The 24,514-nt window shown below is 44.7% G+C and carries 20 protein-coding genes and 1 pseudogene; 12 read left to right on the plus strand and 9 right to left on the minus strand.

Going from position 1 to position 24,514, the window contains the following annotated elements; all coding sequences use genetic code 11:
* Positions 1-146: 146 nt before the first annotated feature.
* The 5 genes from MC7420_RS07690 to MC7420_RS07710 form a co-directional block, all read right to left on the minus strand.
* Entirely contained in the window at positions 147-968 is an 822-nt protein-coding gene (locus MC7420_RS07690; RefSeq protein ID WP_044205954.1) for a sulfotransferase family protein, read from the minus strand.
* A gap of 40 nt (positions 969-1,008) precedes the next feature.
* Positions 1,009-1,833 carry a sulfotransferase domain-containing protein gene (locus MC7420_RS07695; RefSeq protein ID WP_006099700.1) on the minus strand — a complete coding sequence of 275 codons (825 nt, stop codon included), beginning with the start codon at positions 1,831-1,833 and terminating at the stop codon, positions 1,009-1,011.
* A gap of 72 nt (positions 1,834-1,905) precedes the next feature.
* Positions 1,906-3,426, minus strand: coding sequence for an alkaline phosphatase family protein (locus MC7420_RS07700; RefSeq protein WP_006099709.1), 1,521 nt, complete (start codon positions 3,424-3,426; stop codon positions 1,906-1,908).
* Positions 3,427-3,552: 126 nt separating this feature from the next.
* Positions 3,553-4,284: a PEP-CTERM sorting domain-containing protein gene (locus MC7420_RS07705; protein WP_006099659.1), complete on the minus strand. Its 732-nt coding sequence runs from the start codon at positions 4,282-4,284 to the stop codon at positions 3,553-3,555.
* Between the two features lie 573 nt (positions 4,285-4,857).
* Positions 4,858-6,546 (minus strand): alkaline phosphatase family protein, encoded by a 1,689-nt coding sequence (locus MC7420_RS07710; RefSeq protein WP_006099948.1) that lies wholly within the window; start codon positions 6,544-6,546, stop codon positions 4,858-4,860.
* A gap of 264 nt (positions 6,547-6,810) precedes the next feature.
* On the opposite strand from MC7420_RS07710, the gene MC7420_RS07715 reads away from it, so the two are divergent.
* The 3 genes and pseudogenes from MC7420_RS07715 (at position 6,811) to MC7420_RS43270 (ending at position 8,410) form a co-directional block, all read left to right on the plus strand.
* Complete coding sequence (locus MC7420_RS07715) at positions 6,811-7,953, plus strand: glycosyltransferase family 4 protein (protein ID WP_044205806.1); 1,143 nt, start codon at positions 6,811-6,813, stop codon at positions 7,951-7,953.
* A gap of 100 nt (positions 7,954-8,053) precedes the next feature.
* Positions 8,054-8,269, plus strand: a pseudogene (locus MC7420_RS07720) (metallopeptidase TldD-related protein); the annotation flags it as partial.
* Positions 8,270-8,275: 6 nt separating this feature from the next.
* Positions 8,276-8,410 carry a hypothetical protein gene (locus tag MC7420_RS43270; RefSeq protein WP_006099729.1) on the plus strand — a complete coding sequence of 45 codons (135 nt, stop codon included), beginning with the start codon at positions 8,276-8,278 and terminating at the stop codon, positions 8,408-8,410.
* Between the two features lie 280 nt (positions 8,411-8,690).
* On the opposite strand, the gene pirA is transcribed toward MC7420_RS43270, so the two are convergent.
* The 3 genes from pirA to MC7420_RS07730 all read right to left on the minus strand — a co-directional run bounded on the left by pirA (position 8,691) and on the right by MC7420_RS07730 (position 10,916).
* A complete protein-coding gene (gene pirA / locus MC7420_RS41220; RefSeq protein WP_006099655.1) occupies positions 8,691-8,852 on the minus strand; it encodes an arginine synthesis PII-interacting regulator PirA in 162 nt (53 codons plus the stop codon).
* Between the two features lie 277 nt (positions 8,853-9,129).
* The gene (locus MC7420_RS07725) at positions 9,130-9,723 is read right to left on the minus strand and encodes a cysteine hydrolase family protein (protein ID WP_006099632.1); all 594 of its coding nucleotides are present in this window, start codon (positions 9,721-9,723) and stop codon (positions 9,130-9,132) included.
* Positions 9,724-10,070: 347 nt separating this feature from the next.
* Positions 10,071-10,916 carry a lipoate--protein ligase family protein gene (locus tag MC7420_RS07730; protein WP_006099945.1) on the minus strand — a complete coding sequence of 282 codons (846 nt, stop codon included), beginning with the start codon at positions 10,914-10,916 and terminating at the stop codon, positions 10,071-10,073.
* Between the two features lie 397 nt (positions 10,917-11,313).
* Here MC7420_RS07730 and MC7420_RS07735 point away from each other — a divergent pair, with 397 nt between their 5' ends.
* The 9 genes from MC7420_RS07735 to MC7420_RS07775 all read left to right on the plus strand — a co-directional run bounded on the left by MC7420_RS07735 (position 11,314) and on the right by MC7420_RS07775 (position 23,753).
* Positions 11,314-12,513 (plus strand): response regulator, encoded by a 1,200-nt coding sequence (locus MC7420_RS07735; RefSeq protein ID WP_006099787.1) that lies wholly within the window; start codon positions 11,314-11,316, stop codon positions 12,511-12,513.
* A gap of 84 nt (positions 12,514-12,597) precedes the next feature.
* The gene (locus MC7420_RS07740; RefSeq protein WP_006099927.1) at positions 12,598-12,963 is read left to right on the plus strand and encodes a response regulator transcription factor; all 366 of its coding nucleotides are present in this window, start codon (positions 12,598-12,600) and stop codon (positions 12,961-12,963) included.
* A gap of 116 nt (positions 12,964-13,079) precedes the next feature.
* On the plus strand, positions 13,080-13,445 hold the full coding sequence (locus MC7420_RS07745; RefSeq protein WP_006099921.1) for a response regulator transcription factor: 366 nt from the start codon (positions 13,080-13,082) through the stop codon (positions 13,443-13,445).
* 119 nt (positions 13,446-13,564) lie between these two features.
* Positions 13,565-14,140, plus strand: coding sequence for a chemotaxis protein CheW (locus MC7420_RS07750; RefSeq protein ID WP_006099762.1), 576 nt, complete (start codon positions 13,565-13,567; stop codon positions 14,138-14,140).
* 447 nt (positions 14,141-14,587) lie between these two features.
* Positions 14,588-17,434: a methyl-accepting chemotaxis protein gene (locus MC7420_RS07755; RefSeq protein ID WP_044205960.1), complete on the plus strand. Its 2,847-nt coding sequence runs from the start codon at positions 14,588-14,590 to the stop codon at positions 17,432-17,434.
* Between the two features lie 230 nt (positions 17,435-17,664).
* Entirely contained in the window at positions 17,665-21,006 is a 3,342-nt protein-coding gene (locus MC7420_RS07760; protein WP_006099661.1) for a hybrid sensor histidine kinase/response regulator, read from the plus strand.
* Between the two features lie 133 nt (positions 21,007-21,139).
* Positions 21,140-21,673, plus strand: coding sequence for a chemotaxis protein CheW (locus tag MC7420_RS07765; RefSeq protein ID WP_006099970.1), 534 nt, complete (start codon positions 21,140-21,142; stop codon positions 21,671-21,673).
* A 319-nt stretch (positions 21,674-21,992) separates the two neighbouring features.
* Positions 21,993-22,586 (plus strand): Uma2 family endonuclease, encoded by a 594-nt coding sequence (locus tag MC7420_RS07770; protein ID WP_044205963.1) that lies wholly within the window; start codon positions 21,993-21,995, stop codon positions 22,584-22,586.
* 321 nt (positions 22,587-22,907) lie between these two features.
* A complete protein-coding gene (locus MC7420_RS07775) occupies positions 22,908-23,753 on the plus strand; it encodes a dual specificity protein phosphatase family protein (protein ID WP_044205809.1) in 846 nt (281 codons plus the stop codon).
* Positions 23,754-23,909: 156 nt separating this feature from the next.
* On the opposite strand, the gene MC7420_RS07780 is transcribed toward MC7420_RS07775, so the two are convergent.
* Positions 23,910-24,485, minus strand: coding sequence for a Uma2 family endonuclease (locus MC7420_RS07780; RefSeq protein ID WP_006099829.1), 576 nt, complete (start codon positions 24,483-24,485; stop codon positions 23,910-23,912).
* Positions 24,486-24,514: the final 29 nt, after the last annotated feature.

Below are 24,514 nucleotides of genomic sequence, written 5' to 3' on the forward strand. Positions count from 1 at the left end.
TCCAGATGCTCCGCTTCGCTCAAAATGATACGTTAGAAAGCCACTTCTACCAATACCAAGTTACCTTTAAACAGCAAAAATTCATCTATTCGGAATATCTTCTTTGGGGTTTTACCTTCTTACATCCATCTAAGAAAACTTGACTATCACCAATCGTAATCAGTACCTAAAAGGTTATATAGCTGCTTGTTAAAAGGAACAAAATAGTCTTTTAGTTGTTCTAGGATTTGAGCATGATTAGAACTTGTTACATAGTTGGCAACAGCGTATTTTTGATTCTGAAATTCATTGATTTTGTTCGGAGAAAAATAGTCAATGTTTAGAAAGTCGCAGACCCGATTTAGCGCTGCACCTAGATTGTCGCAAAACTGCTCAAAATCCAAAATCAGAATATTATCTTTGCCAAAATAGTTATAGTAATTTTCTATTTGTTGAGCATACTTTCCCCTATCAATATAATTATAAGGGTATTTGGCAGTATTCGATTCTGGATTAAATTCTTGAGCAATCGCTTCAGCAAACGTTCTTTCATCAGCTCTATCTCTCAGATGTTTGTGAGGTAAACTAGAATAGCTATGATACATTTGCCAAGCTGAATAGGCTCGATCAACAGGATTTCTTACTATAGCAATCATTTTAATATTGCCTAAGTCTTGCTTGATCAGCTCAGGAATATGCTTGTGGTACATGTAGCTCGGTGAGGCTTCAAATGTCAGTTTATTTCCTTTGCGGAGTTTAGCCGGGAAATGACCGATATACCAACCGAAACCTTTCCGGTAATTTTCCGGGTTGTCAAAGTAGTACGTTTCTCTCCACTTATGAGTTACCACTATTTGAGGATGCGACGTTAAATAGTGATACAAGGAAGTTGTGGCTGCTCTCTGAACTCCAATAATTAAAAAGTCGGGTCTAGACTTGATAATGGGATAGATAGGATATACTATTTTTTTTATCGATTGTTTTATCATTGAATCACTTTTGGCAAAAGGAATCTTAACCCAACCAACTTCACCAGTTATACTTCTCACCTAATATTTTATACAGCTTCTCATTGAAGGGAACAAAGTAACTCTTGAGAAACTCTAGTTTTTCTTGATCAGCGGGAGTTTTCTGAAATTGATATTTTCCCTTATTGTGCTTTTCCTGCTGTAATTTTTCCAGTATTTCTTGGGAAAAGTGTTCGATATTCAGAAAATCACACACACGATTTAGTACTGCATCTAAGTCTTTCCGAAACTGCTCCATGTTTAAAACTAAGATAGTATCCTTATCAAAATAGCTATAGTAATTTTCTAAATGATGCACATATTTACCTCGACCGACATAATCATAACGAAACGGGTATTTAGCATGATCAAAGTTAGGACTAAATTCTTCTTCAACTGCCTCAGCAAACGTTCTTCTGTCATAAAATCGCCTCAAATGATCATTATCAATATTGGCAAAACTATGAAACATCTGCCATGCTGAATAAGCACGAGAGACAGGTTCTCTAAATACGGCAATCATTTTAATATCCCCTAAATCTTTTTTGATGCGTTCGGGAACAAATTCGTAGGATAGGTAATTAGGGGATGCATCACAGGTTAATTTATTTCCTTTGCGAAGTTTAGAGGGAAAATGCCCTAAGTACCAGCCAAAGCCTTGATTATAATGTTCAGGGCGATCAAAGTAGCGAACTTCCTTCCAGCCAATGTTGCCAAAGACTTGGGGATGCTGGGTTAGATAATTATATAATGAGGTAGTTCCCGCTTTCTGCTCTCCAATAATTAAGAAGTCTGGTCGGGACTTAATGATTGGATAAGTTACATCCTTGATCAATCGCTTAATCATCTAAGTTACTCTCCCCTGTAATGGCGAGGTTTTATGCTTGTTTCCACTCTTTAAGTCGTCTCGAATAGACATCTATGATTCAGTACAAATCGCTGAAGAGAAGATACCTGAAATCGATTTTCCATCACTCGTAGGAAGTGGCACTTCAAGTAGAGAGGCGATGGTCGGCGCGAAGTCTACAATCGATGTAGGCTGTTCAACTTGCTTGGGTTCGATGGACGCTCCTGACACCAAGAAAAGTCCGCCAGGTTTGTGATCTCCAGTCCGGCTATCCCAATAAACTTTATCAATTTTCCCTACCTTTGGCGAGTAAACTGAAGCAATGGGTGCATTCCGGTTCCACTCAACGAGTAGATCGGGATGACCCATGGGACGTTCTCCGTTATAGATTTCGGCTGACCGGAAAATATTTCGGATTAGCGGTTCTCCGGTATCATAGTTAGTTAGTTCTGACAGGTCTTGGCATAGGGCTTCACAGAACTCTTCATACTCTTGCCCCGGTTGGATCTTACCCTGGGGTTCGCGACCAACCAGATTGACCCGAATTCCTCCAAATGCTTCACTGGAGGGAACCTGGAAACATTTACGATTACTCAACTTTGAGATGGAGGGTTTCCCTGTACCACGAATGTTTTGTATGGGTTTCCAGAGGCGTTTTTTGATTTGCCGGAGAAACTTATACCGCTTCAAAGAATTCAGGGTATTGCCAACCTGTTGACCCATCGCTGCTCTCTGAGGATTCTCGATGCTTAAGAGGATTTCATCTAGAACATGCACCCCAGTATAGTTGGGACCCATGCCAGTACTAGCAAAAATAAAGACAGTTGTTTCTGGACTCACCTGCTGTAGGAGTTTGCCAATGGCAGCATCAATGGCAATATAAATGTCCTTCATTGGGTTTCCAATAGCATTGACAACCTCCTGATCATATTCGGGATGATTTGGATCATGAAGATGCCAACATTGGTGACCCGCCCAGTGAGCTTCTCTAAAAGCGGTTAGGAAAAGATCCCACTCGCCTTGTTCTATAAAGTGATTGGATAGTTCTGTCTTCTTTTCAATACTGGTCAATAAGTTTTGACGAAAGTCTTTCAATTCATCTATACCGCGTCCAACAGTACGTAAACTTCCAATTGAGTTTTTTCCTAGCTGCGTTTCTATTTCGGCTGCTAAAGATAACGGATAAGTCTGGACAGACGAGTTTCCCTGTTTGTAATGATGCCGTTCAACTATCTGAATTCCATTAAGACTTTCAGCCAGGGGCGCTTCAGGAGCATCAACTAATGCAATTTTACGACCCGCCCGACTTAAAACATTCCAAAAAGGTTCCCAGCCAAAGCTATATGTTCCAATATCATAGGTGCCTGGCTGAATCTGTTGTGCCCAATAACGCCCATGTTTGGCTGGTGAAACCCCACTAAAGAAAGTGGGCCAGTGGCAGCCGTTAATTCCTGGTGGGTCATTGGTCAGACCAAACGCTCCTTGCTGAAGGAGGGATTGAAAAGTCGGGAGCAAACCCGCCTCTGCCCATTGAAGAATCAAATCTCTGTCTGCTCCATCAAGACCGATAAAGAAAATCTTCGCTTTACTCATAGGTTTAGGAGAGAGTCAATTGTACACAGAAACTCCCTAGCTCAGATTAGAGGGTATTAACTGTTCCAGATTACCCTATTTTAAATCGCTAGAGATAAAAAGTTTATCTAATGATTTCCTTTAACTTCATTGCTTCTGCTTGATTTTGCGAAATAGGACTCCGAATCCCAAAGCCACACCAGAACCCAAGATAGTAATTGGTTCGGGTACAGATACTGTTGGAGAGCCAGAGGTGATCACGCGAAATGGCTCCATTCCCGCTGACGCCGTTATATCAAATTGTAAAACATTGTTGTCAATATTTACAATATCACCCTGACGTCGATCTAAACCAGAGCCTATGCTATAGCTAGTGTTTTCTAAACCGAGTAATCGGTTACTAGCGTTCCAATTAATGCTAAAACCACCAAGAATCCCCAGAACTGGTGCATCAAATCGGATTTGACCGTGCCAGCGAAACTTCGGCTGACCAACCCCAGCTGGGTTGACATAAAATAAATAACTGCTGACAAGAGTATCTTTAGCAATTGTAGTGTTAGGTCTAAAGGTTTCTTCGCCAAACTCATCCAATACATCAAGGTTTCTAGGAAGCACAAGTGCTTGCTTCTCAATAACTGCTCGGAGATCCCTATTCGGATCTGGATTTATTCTGTCATCGCCCTCCTCTCTCTCAAAATTAATAATCCTTATTTCTTGGGGGGGTGGATCAACAATTTGCAGTTCTAAATTTGTTTCAGGTTGACCGACATATCCTCCACGAACGCTACTGCCAATAATTGCTGCCTCTGCTGAATTAGCCGCTACGACAGCAACGCTAGCGACAGCTATTTGTTGTAAAACTCTAACAATTTTTTTCATTTTTGGTCTGGCTCCTATTCAAATCATTTATTTAACTGGTACTTCAGATAAACCTTGATGGCAATTGTCACAACAGGCATTCTCCTATTTTGTCATTACCTCTTTCTGGCAATTCCAAACTCTAATAGAGAGTTGCCAAAACATTTAAAGGCTTAAGACATATATACAGCATTTTTGATGACGATTGCATCTAGCTGTGGATAGAACCCAGCAGTTTTCGGATAATTTACTCTAGACTGTGGGATGAGCGTATATAAAAAGAATAACAGCCCAGGCAAAGTTAATGTATAAAGTTTATGTAAAGAATATATGAAGATTGTGTAAAGCAACTCAGGCAAATAGGTTACATATTCACCTGAACTGCTTGATATCTTCCCTCAGATGAGAGGCTGAACGAAGCATTTTTTTCATGATGGATAGGAACTCGATAGTTGATGATTTCTGACACCCGTTGATGTCAACTTAAGCTCAAAAATATCCAATACCTTGAGACGGAACTCTCCCTAACTCTCCCCTTGTCAACCCCACCCTAACCCTCCCCTCGTTAAGGGGAGGGAACTCAAATGGCTTTGGTCAAGTTTTAGCCACATAATCAACAGGCTGACTCATCCTCAACGGTAGAGGTTTCCCCTCGAGGTATTCAGGAATTGGCGCTCCCATTAATGTCAAAAATGTTGGTGCCAAATCCAGGACATGACCAGCTGATAAACTAGAACCTGGCTCAATACCCGAACCGCACGCCAGAATAAATCCTTCGGGGCGATGGCTTCCCGCCCGATAAGGAGGTAAGGGACCAAAGCGTCCATAATCAGGACTATCCATTACATCAGTAGCATAGTCTTCCTGCCACACAACAATTAAATCAGCATCTGGTAACTTCGGATCTCGCTGATTCGGATCTTGTCGGGTGCGGACAATTCGTTTAACCATCGGGATGCCTTTACGAGCATCTTTGAGAGCATATAGCTTCTGGCAAATTTCATCACAAAGGGCATGATAGTCCGACGGCGCGACAATTCCCTGGGGTTCTCGCCCTTGCAGGTTGATCCGAATATATCCTTCTGCAAAACTTGGCAGCGCAAACGCTTTCATTGAGGGCCACATTAACTTGTACCATTGGGCTGGATTCCAAGGTACAACCTGCTCCCCTTGGCGAGCCAGTTGGAAAGGTGAGATTAAATCCGATTCCTGGGTTGAATCGAGCAGAGGTTCTATCACTTTAAAGAGTCGAGAGGGAGTTTCGCGCCTCAGAAAACGTCGAATGGGATTGGGATCATATTTAGTCCCCCACAAATGCCGCTCCCACCAATTCCCTTTCATCTTGGTAAATGGGGGGGGTAGGGGATCTGAGGTTTTGCCATAGCCAAGTCCCCATTTCCCCGGAAAACTGAAGCGGTAGAGAAACTCCGGTAGGAAGACAAAGCTGGGTAAATCAATCGTAGCTGGACCCATGCCATGGGCGGAAAAGATGACCACATCAGCATTATCAGGAGCCTTAGTCAATATCTCACCAATTGCTCTGTCCATTGCCTGGTAAATTTCTAGCAAGGGATCATGGGAGACACCCTGTCTTAAGGCTTCATAGAGGGGATGATCCGGTTGGCTCAATTGCCAAAAAAGATGACCCCCAGAATGGGAATCGTTGAATACCGTTAAAAACAAGTCCCAGGTTTCCCGTGTTAACAAATCCTGACAAGTTGCCGAGCGTCGAGCAATCCCGGTGTGCAATCGTTCCGCCACTTTAAGAGTACTCTTCAAATCAAGACAAACGGCGTAGTCTTTGTGGAGGGCTGGACTGGCGCCATGCTTGTCAATCAACTCCTGGAAAAGTGGTTCCGGTAAAGAGCCACTCTCGACTTGAGGAGAGTGCGCCCCCCAAGCTGCCACTTGTAACCCGTTGATTTTATCGGTCAGCCGTACTTGGGGAACATCGAAGGTAACCACCCGATAGTCTTCACCCAATGCGTAAAAGGGGGAATACTCCTGAAAATCATAAGCGGCACGGGTTTCAAAGTTGTAAGTCCCTTCGCGAAGCCCCATGTGCGCCCATAAGCCAGTTTTTTGAGGTGAGCAACCCGTGGCAAAGGTTGTCCAAGCTGTTTCTACATTAGAATCTCGAAAATTCTGCAAACGTCCGTATATTCCCTGCTGGCGCAGATGGGACAACGTTTTCAGATATCCCTGAGACATCCACTTTTCGAGTAGAGATGGCTCGGCGGCATCCAGCCCGATGGCGATGACAGGATTTTTGACGGTTTCCATGGAGTCAGCCTCAGTTATCTCGGACTAAGTCTTTCATTGGTGGAATTATAAGTATGTTAGGGTGTCAAGTCAAGCAATTGTTAAATTATGGTATTTTTTTACCCGCCACGACTCTGAACAATCGCGCGTATGTTTATCCTCAGGCAATAATGATTTAGTTTTGTTGAATTTAGTTTTTGCATCAAAAAATACTTGACATTGATTTTGAATGGAAGTATTTGTTGTAGTCATAAAAACTTGTTAGCAAAAAGAAGGGTTACTTTCATGGCACAGCCAATACGGATCGGCTTTTTCTCTGTGCAAAACTACATGGACAAGAATGCCTTTTCTGGAACTATTTACTACATGCACAAAGCCTTGAGGAAAAGGAATATTAAACTGGTCAACTTGGGGTTACCTCGAAGATATTTTCAATGGCGTAAACTTTTAAGCTATGCCGAGAAAGTAGGATTTGTCAGACTCAAAAATTCTCAGCTAGGTGAGCAATATGAGAAATTCATTACCGTAGTTCAAAGACAGCTTAAAAGTACGCCCTGTGATTTACTTTTTGCTCCTGTTGCCTCAAAAGAATTAAGTTTTTTGGAAACCAATCTACCGATTGTTTTCTTGTCAGATGCAACCCCAAAACTACTCCACGATACTTATAAGATTTTCTTAACTGAAGAGGATTTTCGGACGGCTTCCAACGTAGAGACGGCAGTGCTATCGAAAGCTAACAAGATAGTCTATTCTTCGGGATGGGCTGCCCATTCTGCTGTTTGCGATTATGGCGCAGCCGCGAATAAGATCAACGTTGTCCCCTTCGGCGCAAATTTAGATATTGTTCCCGATGTAAATGAAATCCGACAGAAGTATCGGCATCAAAGGTGTCGTTTGTTGTTTATTGGTAAAAATTGGCAGAGAAAAGGTGCAGATGTTGCTTTCCAAACTCTTGTTTCCCTGCTTAAGATGGGAATAGATGCAGAGCTAATCATGGTGGGAACGGTTCCTCCAGCCGAGATTCAGCATGAAAGATTAACCGTCATTCCTTTCTTGAATAAGAATGTTCCTCAACAGCAGGAAAAATTGAATAAATTGTTATTAGAATCGCATTTCTTACTGTTGCCGACTCGCGCTGACTGTTCGCCGATAGTGATTTGTGAAGCCAATGCTTATGGTATTCCGGTAATCACAAGTGATGTTGGTGGAATTCCCGCGATTGTCAAGAATGGACGGAATGGTTATATGCTACCCCTCTCTGCATCGAGTCATGAATATGCTGATTTGATAGCGACTAACTTTGTCAATAAAGATGCCTATGAACAGTTAGTACGATTGTCCCGGGAAGAGTATGACACGCGCTTAAACTGGGATAAATGGGCAGAAAACTTGCACCAGATTATGGTCAATACTCTGGAGGGAGTTTAGCAGGAATTGTCTATGCCAGAGACTCAACCAATAACTCTAGGGCAATAGCTTGGCTTTCTGCCTAGAGGCTGTCTCTAGAAAAAGTTGAGTTGACTAGATTGAGGGGTATATGATTCGCAATGGTAAGATTGCAGAACCTGTCAGCGATGTTACTCTCACCGGGAATGTGTTTCAAACCCTGAAAGATATTGACGCGATCAGCAATGATACACTCTACGTCAGTGGCGGGTGTGGTAAAGGCGGACAAATGCCTTTAGCCGTCAGCGTTGGTGGTCCCCATGTTCGGATTAAGGATGTCGTGGTTGGGGGGCGCTAGTGCAGCTTGGCAAAAATACTTGAGCAGCTTCGTAGATACGATGAAGCAGGGGGAGCAGAGGCAGCAGGGGAAGCGGGGGGAGCAGGGGAAGCGGGGGGAGCAGGGGAAGCAGGGGGAGCAGGGGGAGCAGGGGGAGTTTAGCCACAATTGTAGGGGCGGGTTTAGGGACTAACCTTAGCTTGTCACCGATAACTGATCAACAAAACCCGCCCTCCTCACCGATAACTGATCAACAAAACCCGACTGATCAACGAAACCTGCCCTCCTCACCGATAACTGATCAACAAAACCCGCCCTCCTCACTGATCAACAAAACCCGCCCAAATGCCAACATTCAAAAAAGGTATTTTGGGGGGGGTTGTTAAATTTTCCTGACATTCGGGGAATTTGATTGTCTCCTGTGTCAGGATTAATTGATATCTTAACTGAGTTTCAAATAGCTAGCTTCGGCTTCTAGCTGACGAACCAAAGCGTCATTGCCATTGGCTCTAGCGACTTCTATACGATGCTGCAAGTTCTTGTGCAAGCTTTGGCGATGGGTAGCTGCGGCTTCTTTTGCTTGTTTTTGTAGTTGTTTGTTCATGGTGAACAGTCCTTTAGCTTTACTTCTGGTATTGACTCTAATTTAAAAATACCACGAATAAAATAAAAAAAGATCACCTAAACGTAGTATTTAATACAGAAATTAGTAAAATTTTGATGTGGATAACCGTAAACAGAAGGCAGTGGTTCGACAGGCTCACCAACCAGGTTCGACAGGCTCACCAACCAGGTTCGACAGGCTCACCAACCAGGTTCGACAGGCTCACCAACCAGGTTCGACAGACTCACCAACCAGGCAGAAGGTAGGGAGCAAGGCGTCAACCTAACCGCTCAATTTGCCCAACCCACTCTCCCCACCGTTGCGGAAGTTCATCAAGACAGGCTAATTCAAGCATAAAGCCTCGGTAACGACGGAGTGCGATCGCGTGAGCTTCGGGATAATCGGCGCAGCAATCAGAAATCACGGTAACCAAAAATCCCAACTGAGACGCAGAAGCGGCGGTTAACAGGACACAAACCGATGTCACCAATCCCGCCGTCAGGATGTATTTTTTCCCAGTGGAGCGCAGATAATCCAGCAACGGAGGATGATGGAACCCATCTTGAGTTGGCTTTTCCATAACCATTTCTCCAGATTGCGCCGTCGCCACACTTAATACCTCGGCTCCTGGCGTTTCCCTGACACAAACCGCACGTCCCCGCAACCGATATCGCGGTAACCAATCGGAACCATCGGGGTTAAAAACTTCCCGCAGATGCACTACCTCGAGTCCCTCTTGACGACAGAAGCGGAGCAAACGAGCAATATTTGACTGGAAATCTGGAAACGCTTGTTCGAGTTCTAGATTCCAGAAATCCTGTTGCACATCGATTAACAGTAGGGCAAATTGCTGCCAATCTCGATTAACCATTTTTGATTTCTTCTGCTTTATAGCACTACGCAGACACGTTAGGACAAATTAAGAAAAATTCAAAATCGCTCAATCCTCTGATTTAGTAAGCTTTTTTCTTTACTATTGCCTAAGCTGTTCGGCATTTAAACCATAATGTCAAGAATTGCGAGATCCTTGTAGTGCGAGCATCTTGCTCGCTACTAATACCCAATTTAAATGCATTACAGCTTATTGCCTATTGCCTATTGCCTGGCGCGTAGCGCTATATCTATCATGGCGTGTGTGTAGGGGCGGGTTTCACTATTATCGTTTTTTGCCTCACCCAGATGCGACTAAACCCGCCCTGACCGAGTGCAAAAATTAAATCATATCTTCCCTATATCTTCTCCCTTGTCTCTTCCGCTCCCAGACGTGCCACGGCACGTCTCTACATTCGCTAAAATTTCTTGCCACTCCTGATCGGATAACGGTTGTACAACAAACTCCACACCAAAACAATCGGCGGCGGCTTGGGTTAGTGCTTCGATCACTGTTTGCCTTAAATTATCCCCTCGCTGAGTTAGGGGTAAATTGACAGGAGATGATTCGCCAAACACCTGAGCAAATAACTGAGTATCTGGCTCTAAGCGCATCGAACCATGTTGTAATATCGCGTCGCCGCGTCGTAACTGAGCGCTGCCAATCAGTTTATACCCTTCAGTTGTGACCAAATCGGCACCTGTGGCTGTGGCAAAACAATTGGGATTGTGGCGATAATCTCGTCCCGCCTTACCATAGTGCAAATCGACGCCGAGCGATCGCCACCCCTGAATCAAAAATTTACAAATCTGCTGATAGGCTTCTATACGCTTATTACTGAGTCCTGAAGTTACCACCATATAGGTTAAATCACCTTGGTGTAGCACAGCACGTCCTCCTGTGGGACGCCTGACTAAGGGAATTGGTTTTCCGTTCCAGGTCAACGTTTGCCAAGCCGGAGACCAACGACGTTGATGATATCCGAGGGAAATTGTCGCAGATTCCCAGGTGTAAAACCGCAGAACTGGAGCATTCCTAGCACTTGTGTACCCAGAGGTGCCATGGCACGTCTCTACATTGCTCCCCTGCTGTTGTTCCAGAAGCCATTGGTCAATTGCCATCTGAAGCTGTCCGGAGAGGCATAGGGGAGGAATTAAACGCCACGGTGATTGGCTCGTCAGGATTGGTTTCATCGCTTCATCGAATTTTTAAAATTGTTGTCATACAGTAGACAAAACTTTACATTTTAATTTTGCCATTTCCATCTCCTTTTATCCTGTTTTAGCAGAACTGTAATACGTTTTAATACGACGCAATCTTAGAATTAATCTATTTATATTAGGTGCAAATATATTATCTATTATTTGATTATAAAAGCAAATAAGTGTATGTATTACAAACAAAGCAATGTATTACGATTTTCCTCTATTGCAAAAGGAAAAAAGTTTTTATAAAACTCTTAGTTATTTACCCACAACAACCTATCCACAGTGCTATTAATTGAATAGGAATGAATCAGGAAAAATAGAAATGCTAAATAGGGTGTAGCCGATCAGTCTTCCGTTAATTTGTCCAAGCTATGGTGCCGTCATGACCGTTAAATCAATTAAACCGAATGTTTCTTTTAGTTTGTTTACAGCATCTAAGCAAGTTCAATTTATTCAAACCTTAAAGCGGATTCGGTTTAGCGGTCATCTGATACTGACGAGTCCAGACCAGCAAAAATGGTTGTTTTTTCTATGCGATGGTCATCTGATGTATGCCATGGGTGGCACTCATCCAGTGAGACGGTGGCTGAGAAATATAGCCACCCACAGTCCTCAGTTAACGTTAGATCGATTAACCATACAGCGTGATTTAAGCGAATTCAATCAAGCGAATTGTCAAACGTCTTGGCAATATTATCTGTTGAGTTTATGGGTAAAACAACAGAAGATCACACCTGAACAGACGAAGAACTTGATTCAATCGGTGATTACGGAAGTTTTGTTTGATATCGCCCATGCCAAGCAAACCACCTACCAAATTAAACAGGATAACACCTTATCCACCCAGCTTCCTGTTGTTGATGTAGAAATGGCGATCGCACAAACTGATAAGTTATGGCAGGCTTGGCATCACGATTTGGTCGCAGAATATTCTCCTAACCTGGCTCCCGTTATTAGACAGCCCAAAGCCTTGGAAGCCCGGACGTCAGAGGCAGTTTACCACCTCCTGAGCAAACTTTTGGACGGCAAACATACGTTGCGGGATGTGGCGGTGCAGATGAAGCGGGATGTCTTGCAAGTAACTCGTTCTCTGTTGCCTTATATTCGCTGGGGATTAGTGGAGTTAATTTCTATCCCTGATTTACCGAGTCCCGTCAAGCAAGAGAGTTCAGAAAATCCATCCACTACCACACAATCCACCCAGCCACTAATTGCTTGTGTGGATGACAGTCCCTTGGTTTGCCACACCATGGAAAAACTCCTCACCGCCAGTGGTTATCGATCGCTGGTTATCGACGATGGCTTACGTGCGATCGCGCTTGTGATTGCTCGTAAACCTGATGTAATCTTTCTCGATTTAGTGATGCCGAATACCAATGGCTATGAGATTTGCGCCAAATTACGCAAATTGCAAGCATTCCAAACTACGCCAATTGTGATTTTGACTGGGAAAGATGGCATTGTTGATCGCGTTCGAGCCAAATTAGTGGGCGCATCTGATTTCTTGAATAAACCCATTGATGCGGGAACTGTACTTAATGTGATCAGCAAGCATCTTAAGCAGGGTGTTGTTGGTCATTAGTCAGTGGTTTTAGGTGAAAATCACTGACTAACAACAAAAATTCAATCAAAACCATCCATTCTTATTTTACGCGAGGTAAATATCATGGGAACTGTTCTAGTTGTTGAAGATTCTGCCACCGACATGCAAATCATCATTAATTGTCTCCAGCAAGGAGGTATTAATGTATTGACGGCTGACAGTGGTGAAGCCGCCCTAGAAAAATTGAATACCCACAAACCAGATGTGATTGTCCTAGATGTTGTCCTTCCAGGATGCAGTGGGTTTGAAGTCTGTCGTGATCTCAAAGCTGCCGCGAATACCAGCAAGATTCCCATTGTAATCTGCTCAACTAAAAGCGGTGAGATGGATAAATTCTGGGGCATGAAACAAGGAGCTGATGCCTATCTGGCGAAACCCGTTGATCAAGAGGAATTGCTCCGTACCGTTAAACAATTAACGCTGCGATAGGCGTAATGTCCATTCAGTCTAGATTAGTTATCCCTGGATCGAGTTGCCAAGACAAGCCTTGATCCGTAAATAATCTAGACTAACCCTTCCATTTATTTTTTCATGAGGTTAAGACTATGGGGACTGCTTTAGTTGTTGAAGATTGCTTGACAGATTTACAAATCATTACTCAATGCTTACAGCAAGAAGGAATCAAAGTTCTCACTGCTGATAGTGGTGAAGATGCGTTGATGAAATTGAGCAGCCAAAAACCAGATGTAATTGTTCTAGATGTTGTGCTACCGGGTCGGAGTGGATTTGAGGTTTGCCGAGACATTAAAGATGCCGCTAATACCAAAAGCATCCCTGTGGTTATTTGCTCGACCAAACATGGCGAAATGGATAAATTTTGGGGAATGAAGCAAGGTGCTGATGCCTACATTGGTAAACCGATTGATCAAGCCGAACTTTTACGCACAGTGAAACAGCTAATCAGAAGCTAATCAACGAGAGAAAGTAGAAGGATCTCATCTAAGTTTAGCCAAGGTCGTACAAGTATCTTTCTCCTTTGACAAAATAGGTCAACAAGATACTCACACTGCCTAAGTTGTAGAGAATGTCAATGTCCAACGTCTTACTCAGCTCAAATAGTTCATTACCGACTATCCCAATCTCAGAACAATTATCGAGTCTGGCTACCCAGGCAAATGAACAGTTTTTGCGCTTTCATTTGTTACCGGATACCACCGCTTTATTACCCATTCATCAACTGACTGAAGTATTGACGATTCCTAGAGGTCAAATTGTCCCAATTTTTCAAATGCCAGCTTGGGTAATGGGGGCTTACAATTGGCGGGGTGAAGTCTTATGGATGGTTGATTTAGGTCATTTAGTCGGGCTTACGCCGTGGTATCAACAAGCGGCTAGTGGTTCAGCTTATACGGCGATTGTGCTGCAAGCCAAAACCAAATCGTCAACTTCAACCCAAGCCAACAGCGAAATGCTAGGACTCGTGGTAAACCGAGTTGAAGATATTGAATGGTGTCATGCCGATTGGATTCAATCTCCTCCCTCCGCTAGTGTTACCCCGGAACTGGTGCCATTCTTGCGCGGGTACTGGTTGAAAAATAATGGTGAAATGCTCGTGATTATTGATGGAAACGCGATTATTGCATCGATGCCCAAGCAATCTGTTTAAGGGGTAAGGTAACAAATGTGTAATGTCGAGGAATTTTCGCTTATCCCATTTTGTAGAAGCGTATCATCTTAGTCTGTAGGGGCGGGTTTAACTATTCCCTTGGCTCTTTCACTCCGATGCGACTAAACCCCCCCTGATCAAGTGTTTAGTTTTCCATGTTTTCGATCTAACTCATCAAGTTCAAATCAGGGTGTTCTACCTTTCCACGATTAATTCATTGTTGTTTCAGTTTACTGAATTTACACGACCGATTATTGAATAGGACTGCCTCGCATTTAGTGGCAGTTAGATTTTCCGCCAAAAGGCTTATCAGATTTTATCTCCTATCGTAGAAGCCCTGCCAATGGAAATAGGCACGGTGGCAAACCGTAGGAAATGAATTCTCATAAGTCCAGTTTTGAGCAATTTGCCAACTTCTCCGTATTTTGTATTAAAGAGGTTCGATTCATGACTAGACTTTCTCCCAAACCTGATACCAATGGTCGCGGTTCTTACTCGCAGAATCTACCCCCTGAGACTCAACCCTATTCCAGTGACTATCCCCCATCGATGCCCTATCGAACGTCTGGGACTGCTGATCAATCTCTACCTAAATTGCCTGCACTCGAGGCGATGGGAAAAACGCCAGAACAGCGTTCAAACCGTCGCGGGTTGCTGTCTAGTCTGCGAAGTAAAGCGATTGGTTTAGCACTAGCCATTGGAACATTACCCGTATTGGCAGTGGGGGCGACTGCCTACTTTACAGCCAGTGGCGGGATGTATAAACAAGTGGTGAGCAACGAACAAACGAACACAATTGACTTGGAAGACAAGTTAGAGGCATTCATGGCAGAACGCTACAGTGACATTCAAGTTATGGCAGAAGTTCCGGTGTTTAATAATGCTGAACTGGTGAAGAGTACACCCAAGGCAGAAAAGGAACGTCTGCTTAATGCCTATGAGAAACTGTACGGCAGTTACGACAGTATTGGTGTGTTTGACCTCCAGGGTAACGTTCTTGCCCAATCAGACTCTGGAGAAATTCTCGAAAATCACTCTGACCGAGACTATTTTCAAGAAGTATTGAGAACGGATCAGATCTACATCACGGAACCACGGCTCTCTGAAACGACTAACAGGTACGGTATCTATATAGCCGCACCGATTAAGGATTCCGTGACAGGTAAAACCATTGGCATTATCCGCACCCGTGAGCCGATGGAACGAGTGAATGGAATTTTCGGTGTAACCAAAGAGCGACAACAAGAATTTCACCTGATTGATTCGTCAGGTAACGTGGTGGCTGCAGAAGATCCTAATGATGTGGGTCAAACATTTGAGGAAAAGTTTCCCAAGCTGTATAGTCAAGTTCAACAAAACCAGGCAGAAATCTTGACCATTGTTGAACAGCGAACTGGACGGGAAGACGTTATTACTTACGCCCCTACAGAAAACTTAGCTGAACTGTATAACCTGAACTGGGCGCTAATTATTGTCCGTCCTTCTGAGGTGGCGTTTGCACCGCAACGGAATATGCTCTGGACTCTGGGATTAGGGACAGGGGGTGCCGCCTTAATGGTTGGTGCAGTCGCGACGTTCGTGGCTGGGAACGCTACTCGACCGATTGTGGATGCAGCCGGTGCGGTGTCAAAAATTGGTCAAGGTGACTTGGATACTCGCTTGCAGGTTAAAGGGGATGACGAACTGGCGACTCTGGGTGCAAACATTAACGATATGGCGGGTCAGTTAGAGGTCTTTATCCAAGAACAAGAACTCGCTGCCGAACAAGCCCGCTTACTGGCAGATATTACAGGTTCTCGCACCCTGAAATCCCAGGAAATCCGGGATCTCTTCCAGAAAGCGGTTGAGGAAACCCGTAAAATCCTTAAGGCTGAACGAGTGATGATCTTCCAATTTAACCCTGATGGTAGCAGCTATGTTGCGGCTGAATCAGTGGCAATGGGTTGGCCCCGTAGCCTGAATGACAAGATGGAAGAACTCACTCTGTCTGAGGAACGACGCCAGACGTATAAAGAAGCCCGTGTTGTCGCTACCAATCATGTCTTTGAAGCGGATTTAGTACCAGAGGAACAAAAATTAATGGCACGTCTGGGTGTCAAAGCCAACTTAGAAGTGCCGATTCTCCACGAAGGTCAACCTTTTGCTTTGATCATGGCGAACCAATGTTCGGTTCCTCGTGAATGGCAAACTGCAGAAGTCAACTTCTTTAAACAGTTAGGGGGTCAGATTGGACTGGTAATCGACCGAGTAATGCTCCTAGAAACTACCGACAAACTGGCGCAAGAACAACGGGAGTTGAAAGAAGGCTTACAACAACGCGCTTTAGAACTCCTGAAGGAAGTAGACCCAATTAGTAAAGGTGACTTAACCATTCGGGCGCGAGTCACAGCGGATGAAATCGGTACGGTTGCTGACTCGTACAACGCCACGGTAGGAAACTTACGCAAGATTGTCGAACAGGTGCAAAAAGCGGCGACTCAGGTGGCAACAACCACAAGCAGCAACGAAGTGGCGGTTCAATCCCTATCCCAAGAAGCCTTGATGCAAGCCGAGCAAATTTCCTACGCTCTTAGCCGTGCCCAAGAAATGGCAGAAACAGTACGCATGGTTGCCGCCCACGCTGAACAAGCAGAATTGGCAGTGCAAGAAGCCTCTCAGACTGTGGCAGAAGGGGACGACAATATGAACCGCACTGTTGAAGGGATTCTAGCAATCCGTGAAACTGTAGCAGAAACAGCGAAAAAAGTCAAACACTTGGGTGAATCATCCCAAAAGATTTCCACCGTTGTTAACCTGATTAGCACCTTTGCCGCCCAAACCAACCTGCTAGCGCTGAACGCCTCCATTGAGGCAGCCCGCGCCGGAGAAGAAGGACGAGGGTTCGCGGTGGTTGCGGACGAAGTACGTGCCTTGGCGCGGCAATCGGCAGAAGCGACAGCAGAAATTGAAAAACTGGTGGCGGCGATTCAAGGGGAAACCAATGAAGTGGTTGCGGCGATGGAAGCAGGGACAGAACAGGTGGTTACGGGTACAAAATTAGTGGACGAAACTCGTGCCTCTCTGAACAAAATTGCCACAGCTTCTAACCAGATTAACCAATTGGTTGAAGCGATTGCCAACGCCACAGTTGTTCAATCCCGAGCCTCTGAAGATGTGACCCAAACGATGACCAATGTGGCAGACATTGCTGCCCGAACATCAGAAGAAGCTGGGTTTGTTTCGTCTTCCTTTGAACAACTACGAAAAGTGGCTCAAGCCCTACAATCTGACGTAGGTCAGTTTAAGTTGAAGTAACCATCAGTTATTGGTCATTTGTTGATTCATTTCATTTAAGAGTTTAGGGGCGACCCGCTTGCATCAATCAACAACTGTGTCCACTCAATTTGATCGGGTCGCCCTTTATTCAACTTAAGGCTGGTGGGCAGTGTCCACCCTACAGTAGACATTCAACTTAAGGCTGGTGGGCAGTGCCCACCCTACAGTAGACAAATGACTAATGACCACGGACAAAGGACGAAGGACAAATGACACTCAACCCCGATATTCGCGATCAAGCCTATCAATTCTTTATTGAAGAAGCACCGGAACTCTTACAAAATATTGAAGCGGGCTTGCTTAACCTGCGTCAGGATCGGAGCACGGCAAATGTCCATGGAATGATGCGAGCAGCTCATTCCTTAAAAGGAGGTTCAGCGAGTGTAGAATTGGAGGCGATTAAGACTATCGCTCATCGCCTAGAAAATATTTTTAAGGCACTCTACAACAAAACTGTTGAAATTGATACAGACTTAGAGAGTCAATTGCTGCAAGCGTATGACTGTTTGCGTCTGCCATTGATGGAGCAAATTGCCACCAATCAGTTTGATCAAGAGCAATCCTTAGCGATTGCTGAACCGATTTTTGCTCAGATTGAAACCCGGTTAGGTGATGCCTTAACTCAGGCAGATAATTTTATCCCCAGTTCATCAGAATTAGGGGTAGATATGGCATTATCCATCTTTGAAGTGGATGTGGAACAAGGTTTGGAATTACTGTCTCAAGTTGTAGCAGATCCAGATCATCATCCGGTAGCCGGAGAGTTACGGGCGCAAGCAGATGTATTTGCGGGGTTTGCCGAACTTTTAAATCTACCCGGATTTGGCGCGATCGCACAGATGGCAATTACGGCGCTAAATGCCCACCCAGACAAGGCGTTAGAGATTACTCAAGTTGCCCTGGCTGATTTTGATGCAGGTAGACTGGCAGTGTTAAATGGCGATCGCAGCCAAGGTGGTACACCATCGCCTGAGTTAGTCGCCTTAGCTGGGGAAGCCGGGGAAGCTGGGGAAGCTGGGGAAGCCGGGGAAGCCGGGGAAGCTGGGGAAGCTGGGGAAGCTGGGGAAGCCGGGGAAGCTGGGGAAGCTGGGGAAGCTGGGGGGGCTGGGGGGTTAGGTTTCCCAGCATCCGAGGAATCGCTGTCTCCTTCGTCTTTGGATGCCGATGCTGAACCGCTTGTAGCCGATTTAGAAGATGAGGTTCCCTCCTTAGAGGATGTGTTTGGGGAAGTAGAAGCCGACACCAGTCAGGAAGAAGAAGTAGAACCAGAACCGGAAGAGGAATTAACAGCAGCGTCGGCATCGAGTCTAAGTATACCTGCACCAGAAACCCTGGAAGACGCGATCGCATCCATTGGACAAGTGTATGAGGAATTGCCAGAAGTTGAGGATCTGCCTGCACCTGCGGCGAGTGATGACGCAACTCCCGCCGTTACCTCTAATAGTCTGGTTCCCTCAAAACCGGGTTCGAGTGAACTCTCTGCTACTCATCCATCAGCCCAACCCACATCCGAGAACCAAGAACCTGAATCGGTATCGCCGAAACGTTCTAAATCTAAACAGGAAGCAGCGACACCTCACCTATCCGTGCGGGTTGACTCGGAACGCTTAGAACGCATGAATAACCTGGTGGGTGAGTTAGCGATTAACCGGAATGGGTTATCCCTGCAACACCAGCAACTACAACGATCTGTGCGAGAGTTATTAGAACGATTTAGCCGGGTGCAAACCATGGTGAATCATTTGCGGGAACTCTCGGACAAGATGCTAATTTCACCGGAACGTTATAACCCCCAGATCAATATCGCCCTGCTGAATCAACTGACGGAATTTGTCAGTCGCACCGAAGAGTTTGATTCCCTGGAATTGGATAACTATAGTATCCTCAATTCTCGACTGCAACAGCTTATTGAAGATATGGTGCAGGTGGAAGAATCGGTGGATGATGTCGCCCTATTTGCCAAGCAATCGGATCAAACTCTGGAACAGCAACGGCAAATGCTGACCAGTTTACGGGATGAGTTGATGTGGGCGCGGATGTTGCCCTTGGGTGAGGTTCTCAACCGTTATCCGCGTGTGATCCGCGATTTGTCTACTCGGTATAAAAAATCGGTTAATTTGAAACTGAATGGGACGAATGTTCTGGTAGATAAAGCGGCGTTAGAAAAACTCTATGATCCGCTAATGCATTTACTTCGCAATGCCTTTGATCATGGGATTGAATTACCAGAGGTGAGGCGTCAGCAGGGGAAACCTGAAGTCGGGCAAATTGAAATTCGCGCCTATCACCAAGGCAGTCAAACCATTATAGAGGTCAAAGATGATGGTCAAGGATTAAATACTAAACGGATTGGTCAACAGGCGGTTGATATGGGATTGGTGTCACCGGAACAACTGACGACGCTGACGCCGAATCGATTATTTGAGTTTCTGTTTGAACCTGGATTTTCTACGGCGGAACAAGTGAGTGAATTGTCGGGGCGAGGAGTAGGATTGGATGTGGTGCGATCGCAGATGCGTTCCTTAAAAGGGACGATTTCGGTTCATTCATCTCCTGGTGTGGGGACAACGTTTACCTTACGCCTACCGTTAACCCTTACCATTGGTAAACTCCTCGTCTGTTTCGTTGGTTCTACGGCGTTGGCGTTACCTTCAGACAGTGTAGAAGAAATTGTTATTCCCAAAGGGAATCAAGTCAAAACCACCGGAGAACAGCGATTTCTACGCTGGCGGGGTCAAATTGTTCCCACCTATCGGTTAACGGATTTATTGGATTATGCTTGTCCCTTACCCGAAACCTGTCCCAGTCAGGCGTTGGTTTCGGTTCCATCACCAACCGATTGGGCGTTACCGATGCTAGTTTTGCGTCAAGATCAATATGTTCTCGCCCTAGAAATTGATCGCCTGGTGACAGAACAGGAATTAGTAATTAAACCCTTCGGCAGTGCGATCGCGCCTCCTAGTTTTACTTATGGCTGTACTATCTTAGGGGACGGCAGTTTAATCCCCGTGATTGATGGCGCTGTGTTAATGGATCAGCTTTTAGGTCAAAGCAGCCAGTCAATCTCAATTACATCCAGTAACCGCACTCTTGTGAGCATGAGCGACTCTCCTACTGCTCACACAAATGATAAAGTCCAAACCGCGAAAGCCCCCACCGTCTTAGTCGTAGATGACGCGGTAGCATTACGGCGAACTCTCGCCCTCACCTTAGAACGAGCTGGATGTCGGGTATTACAAGCCAGAGATGGACGAGAAGCGCTGGAACAATTACGGCAAACCTCAGCGATTAATTTAGTGGTTTGTGACATTGAAATGCCCAACATGAACGGGTTTGAATTTCTCGGTCAACGTCGCCAAGATCCCCAGATTTCCAAAGTTCCCGTGGTGATGTTAACCTCCCGCAGTAACGATAAACATCGCTGGTTAGCACGGCATTTAGGCGCAAATGCTTACTTTACCAAACCTTATCTGGAACAAGAATTTTTAGGTGCGATCGAACAAATTTTAACCCAGGATAAGTCACAACAGCCGCAATTGCAACCCTCTTGATCTTGATGGGGTAAACGGGGAAGCTGAGGGAGCCAAATCTCTGTGTAATCAGTGTAACTAACTTCTCACTTCCCCACCCCACTCTCGCCAATGAATCTGTGAAATCAGTGTTTTGAAAAAGGACAAATGACAAATGGCAACATTAGTTACTCAATTTCAACCCAACGATACTGATTTAGCCCAATCTAGACAGGTTATTCCATCTTTAAAATTCATTGTCTTCAGTATGGGAAATCTGCATCTAGCCTTACGCATTGAGTCAGTTTATAAAGTCGTGGATCACACGCCAATCTACAGTAGTGGGCTGAATCATGTCGGCGTTGCTCATTTAGGCGATCGCGAAGTTACAGTTGTAGACTTGTATTGGCGATTTTTCAAGCAAAGCCCGATTCAGGAATCCAGCACGGGCGGGTATTTGATTGTGGTTAGAAACACGACAGGGGACTTATATGGAATTCCGGTAACTGACACACCAATGTTAATGGAAATACCATTATCAGCCATTCGTTTACTACCCGAATCCTATCGACGAGCCGATACCCTAGAAGTTGCCAGTCATGTAGCCGTTATTCCCCAGGATAAAGAATCGATTACTGTATTTTTACTCGATGTCGATTTACTGATGCCAATCTTCCAGGAAATTGGCATCTTAACACACAACGTATGAAACAAGTTTGAACCTGAATTCGTGGAAAAACTGTAGGGGCGCACAGACGTGCGCCCTTTGCCAATGTGTGTCCTTACCGCCTGTATAGCGCTTTCTTTCAATACTCGGACTTCGGCGTGAGGCTTCGACGGTGAGCGCGGCAACTGAACCTGTCGAAATTCAGGGTCAAAGCGATTTCAATTTTTCTTCTTTTGTCCTAGCGTGTGTGCGTAGTGCTATATCTCATCCATTTAAGAAACGCGATAATCATCCAGTCGAGTATGGTGTTTTGCCCCAAAAATCACCGATAATAAAATTAATTCAGCTCGTTTACACAGCGATGGACACTCTAACTCTAAACGTACCCCCCACCGTCGGTCTAACCGACGAGCAATTTTACCAACTTTGTGTCGCGAATGAACAATGGCGCTTAGAACTAACCGCTGATGGAGAACTAATCATTATGCCCCCAACAGGTGGAGAAAGTGGTATTAGTAATGCCGATTTAACCACAGATTTGACGCTATGGAATCGTCAAACCAGACTGGGAAAAGTGTTTGACTCATCCACTGAGTTTCGATTACCCAATAATGCCAAACGTTGTCCCAATGTATCCTGGGTAATTCTTCAACGATGGGAAGCCTTATCTCCTGAACAACGGCGACGTTTTCCTCCCTTATGTCCAGACTTTGTGATTGAACTTCGTTCTGAAAGTGATTCGCTTAAAGACTTACGTGCCAAAATGTTAGAGTACCGAGATAATGGCGCTCGCTTAGGTTGGCTGATTGACCCCCAAACTCCCCTAGTTGAAATTTACCGACCGACTGTTGATGTAGAACAAATCAATTTCTCGATTGACGAACCACCTACACTGTCAGGTGAAGATGTGTTACCTGGCTTTGTCCTCGATTTAACTGTCATCCTGAACCCTTAAAGTTCACTTATTGGTGAGGGAGGGCGGGTTTTGTTGAACATTTATTGGTGCATATTTGAATTAAGTCCCTAAACCCGCCCCTACCATCAGGGTTTTGTTTATGGGTTACAGCTCTTTGCGCTGTAATAAAGTACAAAATCCTGGTAGTGCGAGCATCTTGCTCGCTGCTAATACCCAATTTAAATGCATGACAGCTTAAGCTTACCTTAAGACCAAACCAAATCTAGCTTAACTACCCCTTTGTAATCCAGTCCTGGTTAAGCGGAATTCGTTTGTGTAGCCGCGACTTCCAATCGCCAGAGCAATTTATTAATTAAAACTATGGTGCAGAATTCCAATCTTTCACTGGTGCAAATTCAAGACATTTATCCTTCCTTACATTCCCACATCACGCTTTATATGTTGGAGAATTTTGGGGCAACAGTTAAAATTCTGAGTCCCCATCCGCCTCAAGACATAATTGTACAAATCTGGACGAATGCTTTAACCAAATTCAATAGTGAAGGGGATTGGCATGGTATCAATTTAACCTACACTCCCGAAGAATCCCAGCCAGTCTCTGTATTCCAAGGCTCATTTATGCCAACGGCTCCCGGAGATTTTCAATTCACCTATCGATTTCGCCTGAAAAATGACGAAAATGCATGGCAATGGGCAGGACAATTTCAGGAAAATGGTTACCTTAAAGTAGAACTGCCTTCTCCAGACAGGCAATGGACACAAGGACCCAATTTTGTCGAAGTTTTTCCTAATATCTATGTCGGCAATTTTATCGCCGCATCCCAAGCGGCATCTCTAGGTATCGATGCTGTTCTGAATTTAGGGGAGGAATTGACCTTAATGTTTCCCGAATCTTCTCCTATTGCTTATAGAAAAATGGGTACTTTAGACGGCGCATCGAATCCGATTGCCGATGAATTGTTGTTAGCCGCTGTTCAGTGGATTGATGAACAAGTGCAGCAAGGCAAAAATAAGATATTACTCAATTGTCGTGCTGGGATTGGTCGCAGTGGTTCCGTAGGTGTTGCCTATTGTTTCTCCAAAAATCCCCAGTGGACTTATCAACAAACTTTAGACTACATTTGGAGTAAAAAGCCCAATATTTATCCCCACTCTCAATTGCAAGATAGCTTAGAACGTCTCTTTCCTCGGTCAACGTCAAGGTAAGCGAAAAAACCCGCCCTGACCCCAACTGCTAATTTGTATAATTCAGTTTGTGTGGGTTTTAGGTGAGTTGGTCGAGTTGCGTTAGTTCTCTTCGACGTAATTTATTTAGGGTTAAGGTTCCCTGACTACGAACGGTGCAATCTCCTGAATTTACCTTCACCAAATAGAGCTTAAATTCAGAATAAATTCGGGTAAAACCGATTCTCCTGAGAGAGTAGCTGGAGCCTCTAAAACTTCAACAGCTTGCTGAGGACGATGAATTTCCACTCGTCTCATTCCTGGCGCAATTAACCAACCCAAACGAGCGCCATTCTCGATATATTCCTTCATTTTATCTTGCGTGTCTTTTAACCTATCCGAAGGAGACATCAATTCCACTACAAAATCAGGGCAAATGGGCGGGAATTTGGTGCGTTGTTCGGGAGATAGTGCATCCCACCGTTCCTGTATCACCCAAGCCAAATCCGGAGAACGATTAGCGCCGTTGGGGAGTTTAAAGCAGGTGGAAGAGTCAAACCCAACCCCTAATCGAGTTTGGCGATTCCATATCGCTAAATCAGCACCAAACTCAAAATTTTGATTTCCGGTTTCTCCGCCAGTTGGAGGCATAATAATTAATTCTCCTTGGGCATTGCGTTCAAATTTAAGATCTGGATTCGCCCGACACAACTGATAAAATTGGTCGTCGGTAAGCTGAATGATTGGGTTAAAGTCTATTGTATAAGCGGTCATTTTTGGTTTACCTATTTAACTTCAATTAA

This window comes from Coleofasciculus chthonoplastes PCC 7420 (assembly GCF_000155555.1).
Classification (GTDB): domain Bacteria; phylum Cyanobacteriota; class Cyanobacteriia; order Cyanobacteriales; family Coleofasciculaceae; genus Coleofasciculus; species Coleofasciculus chthonoplastes_A.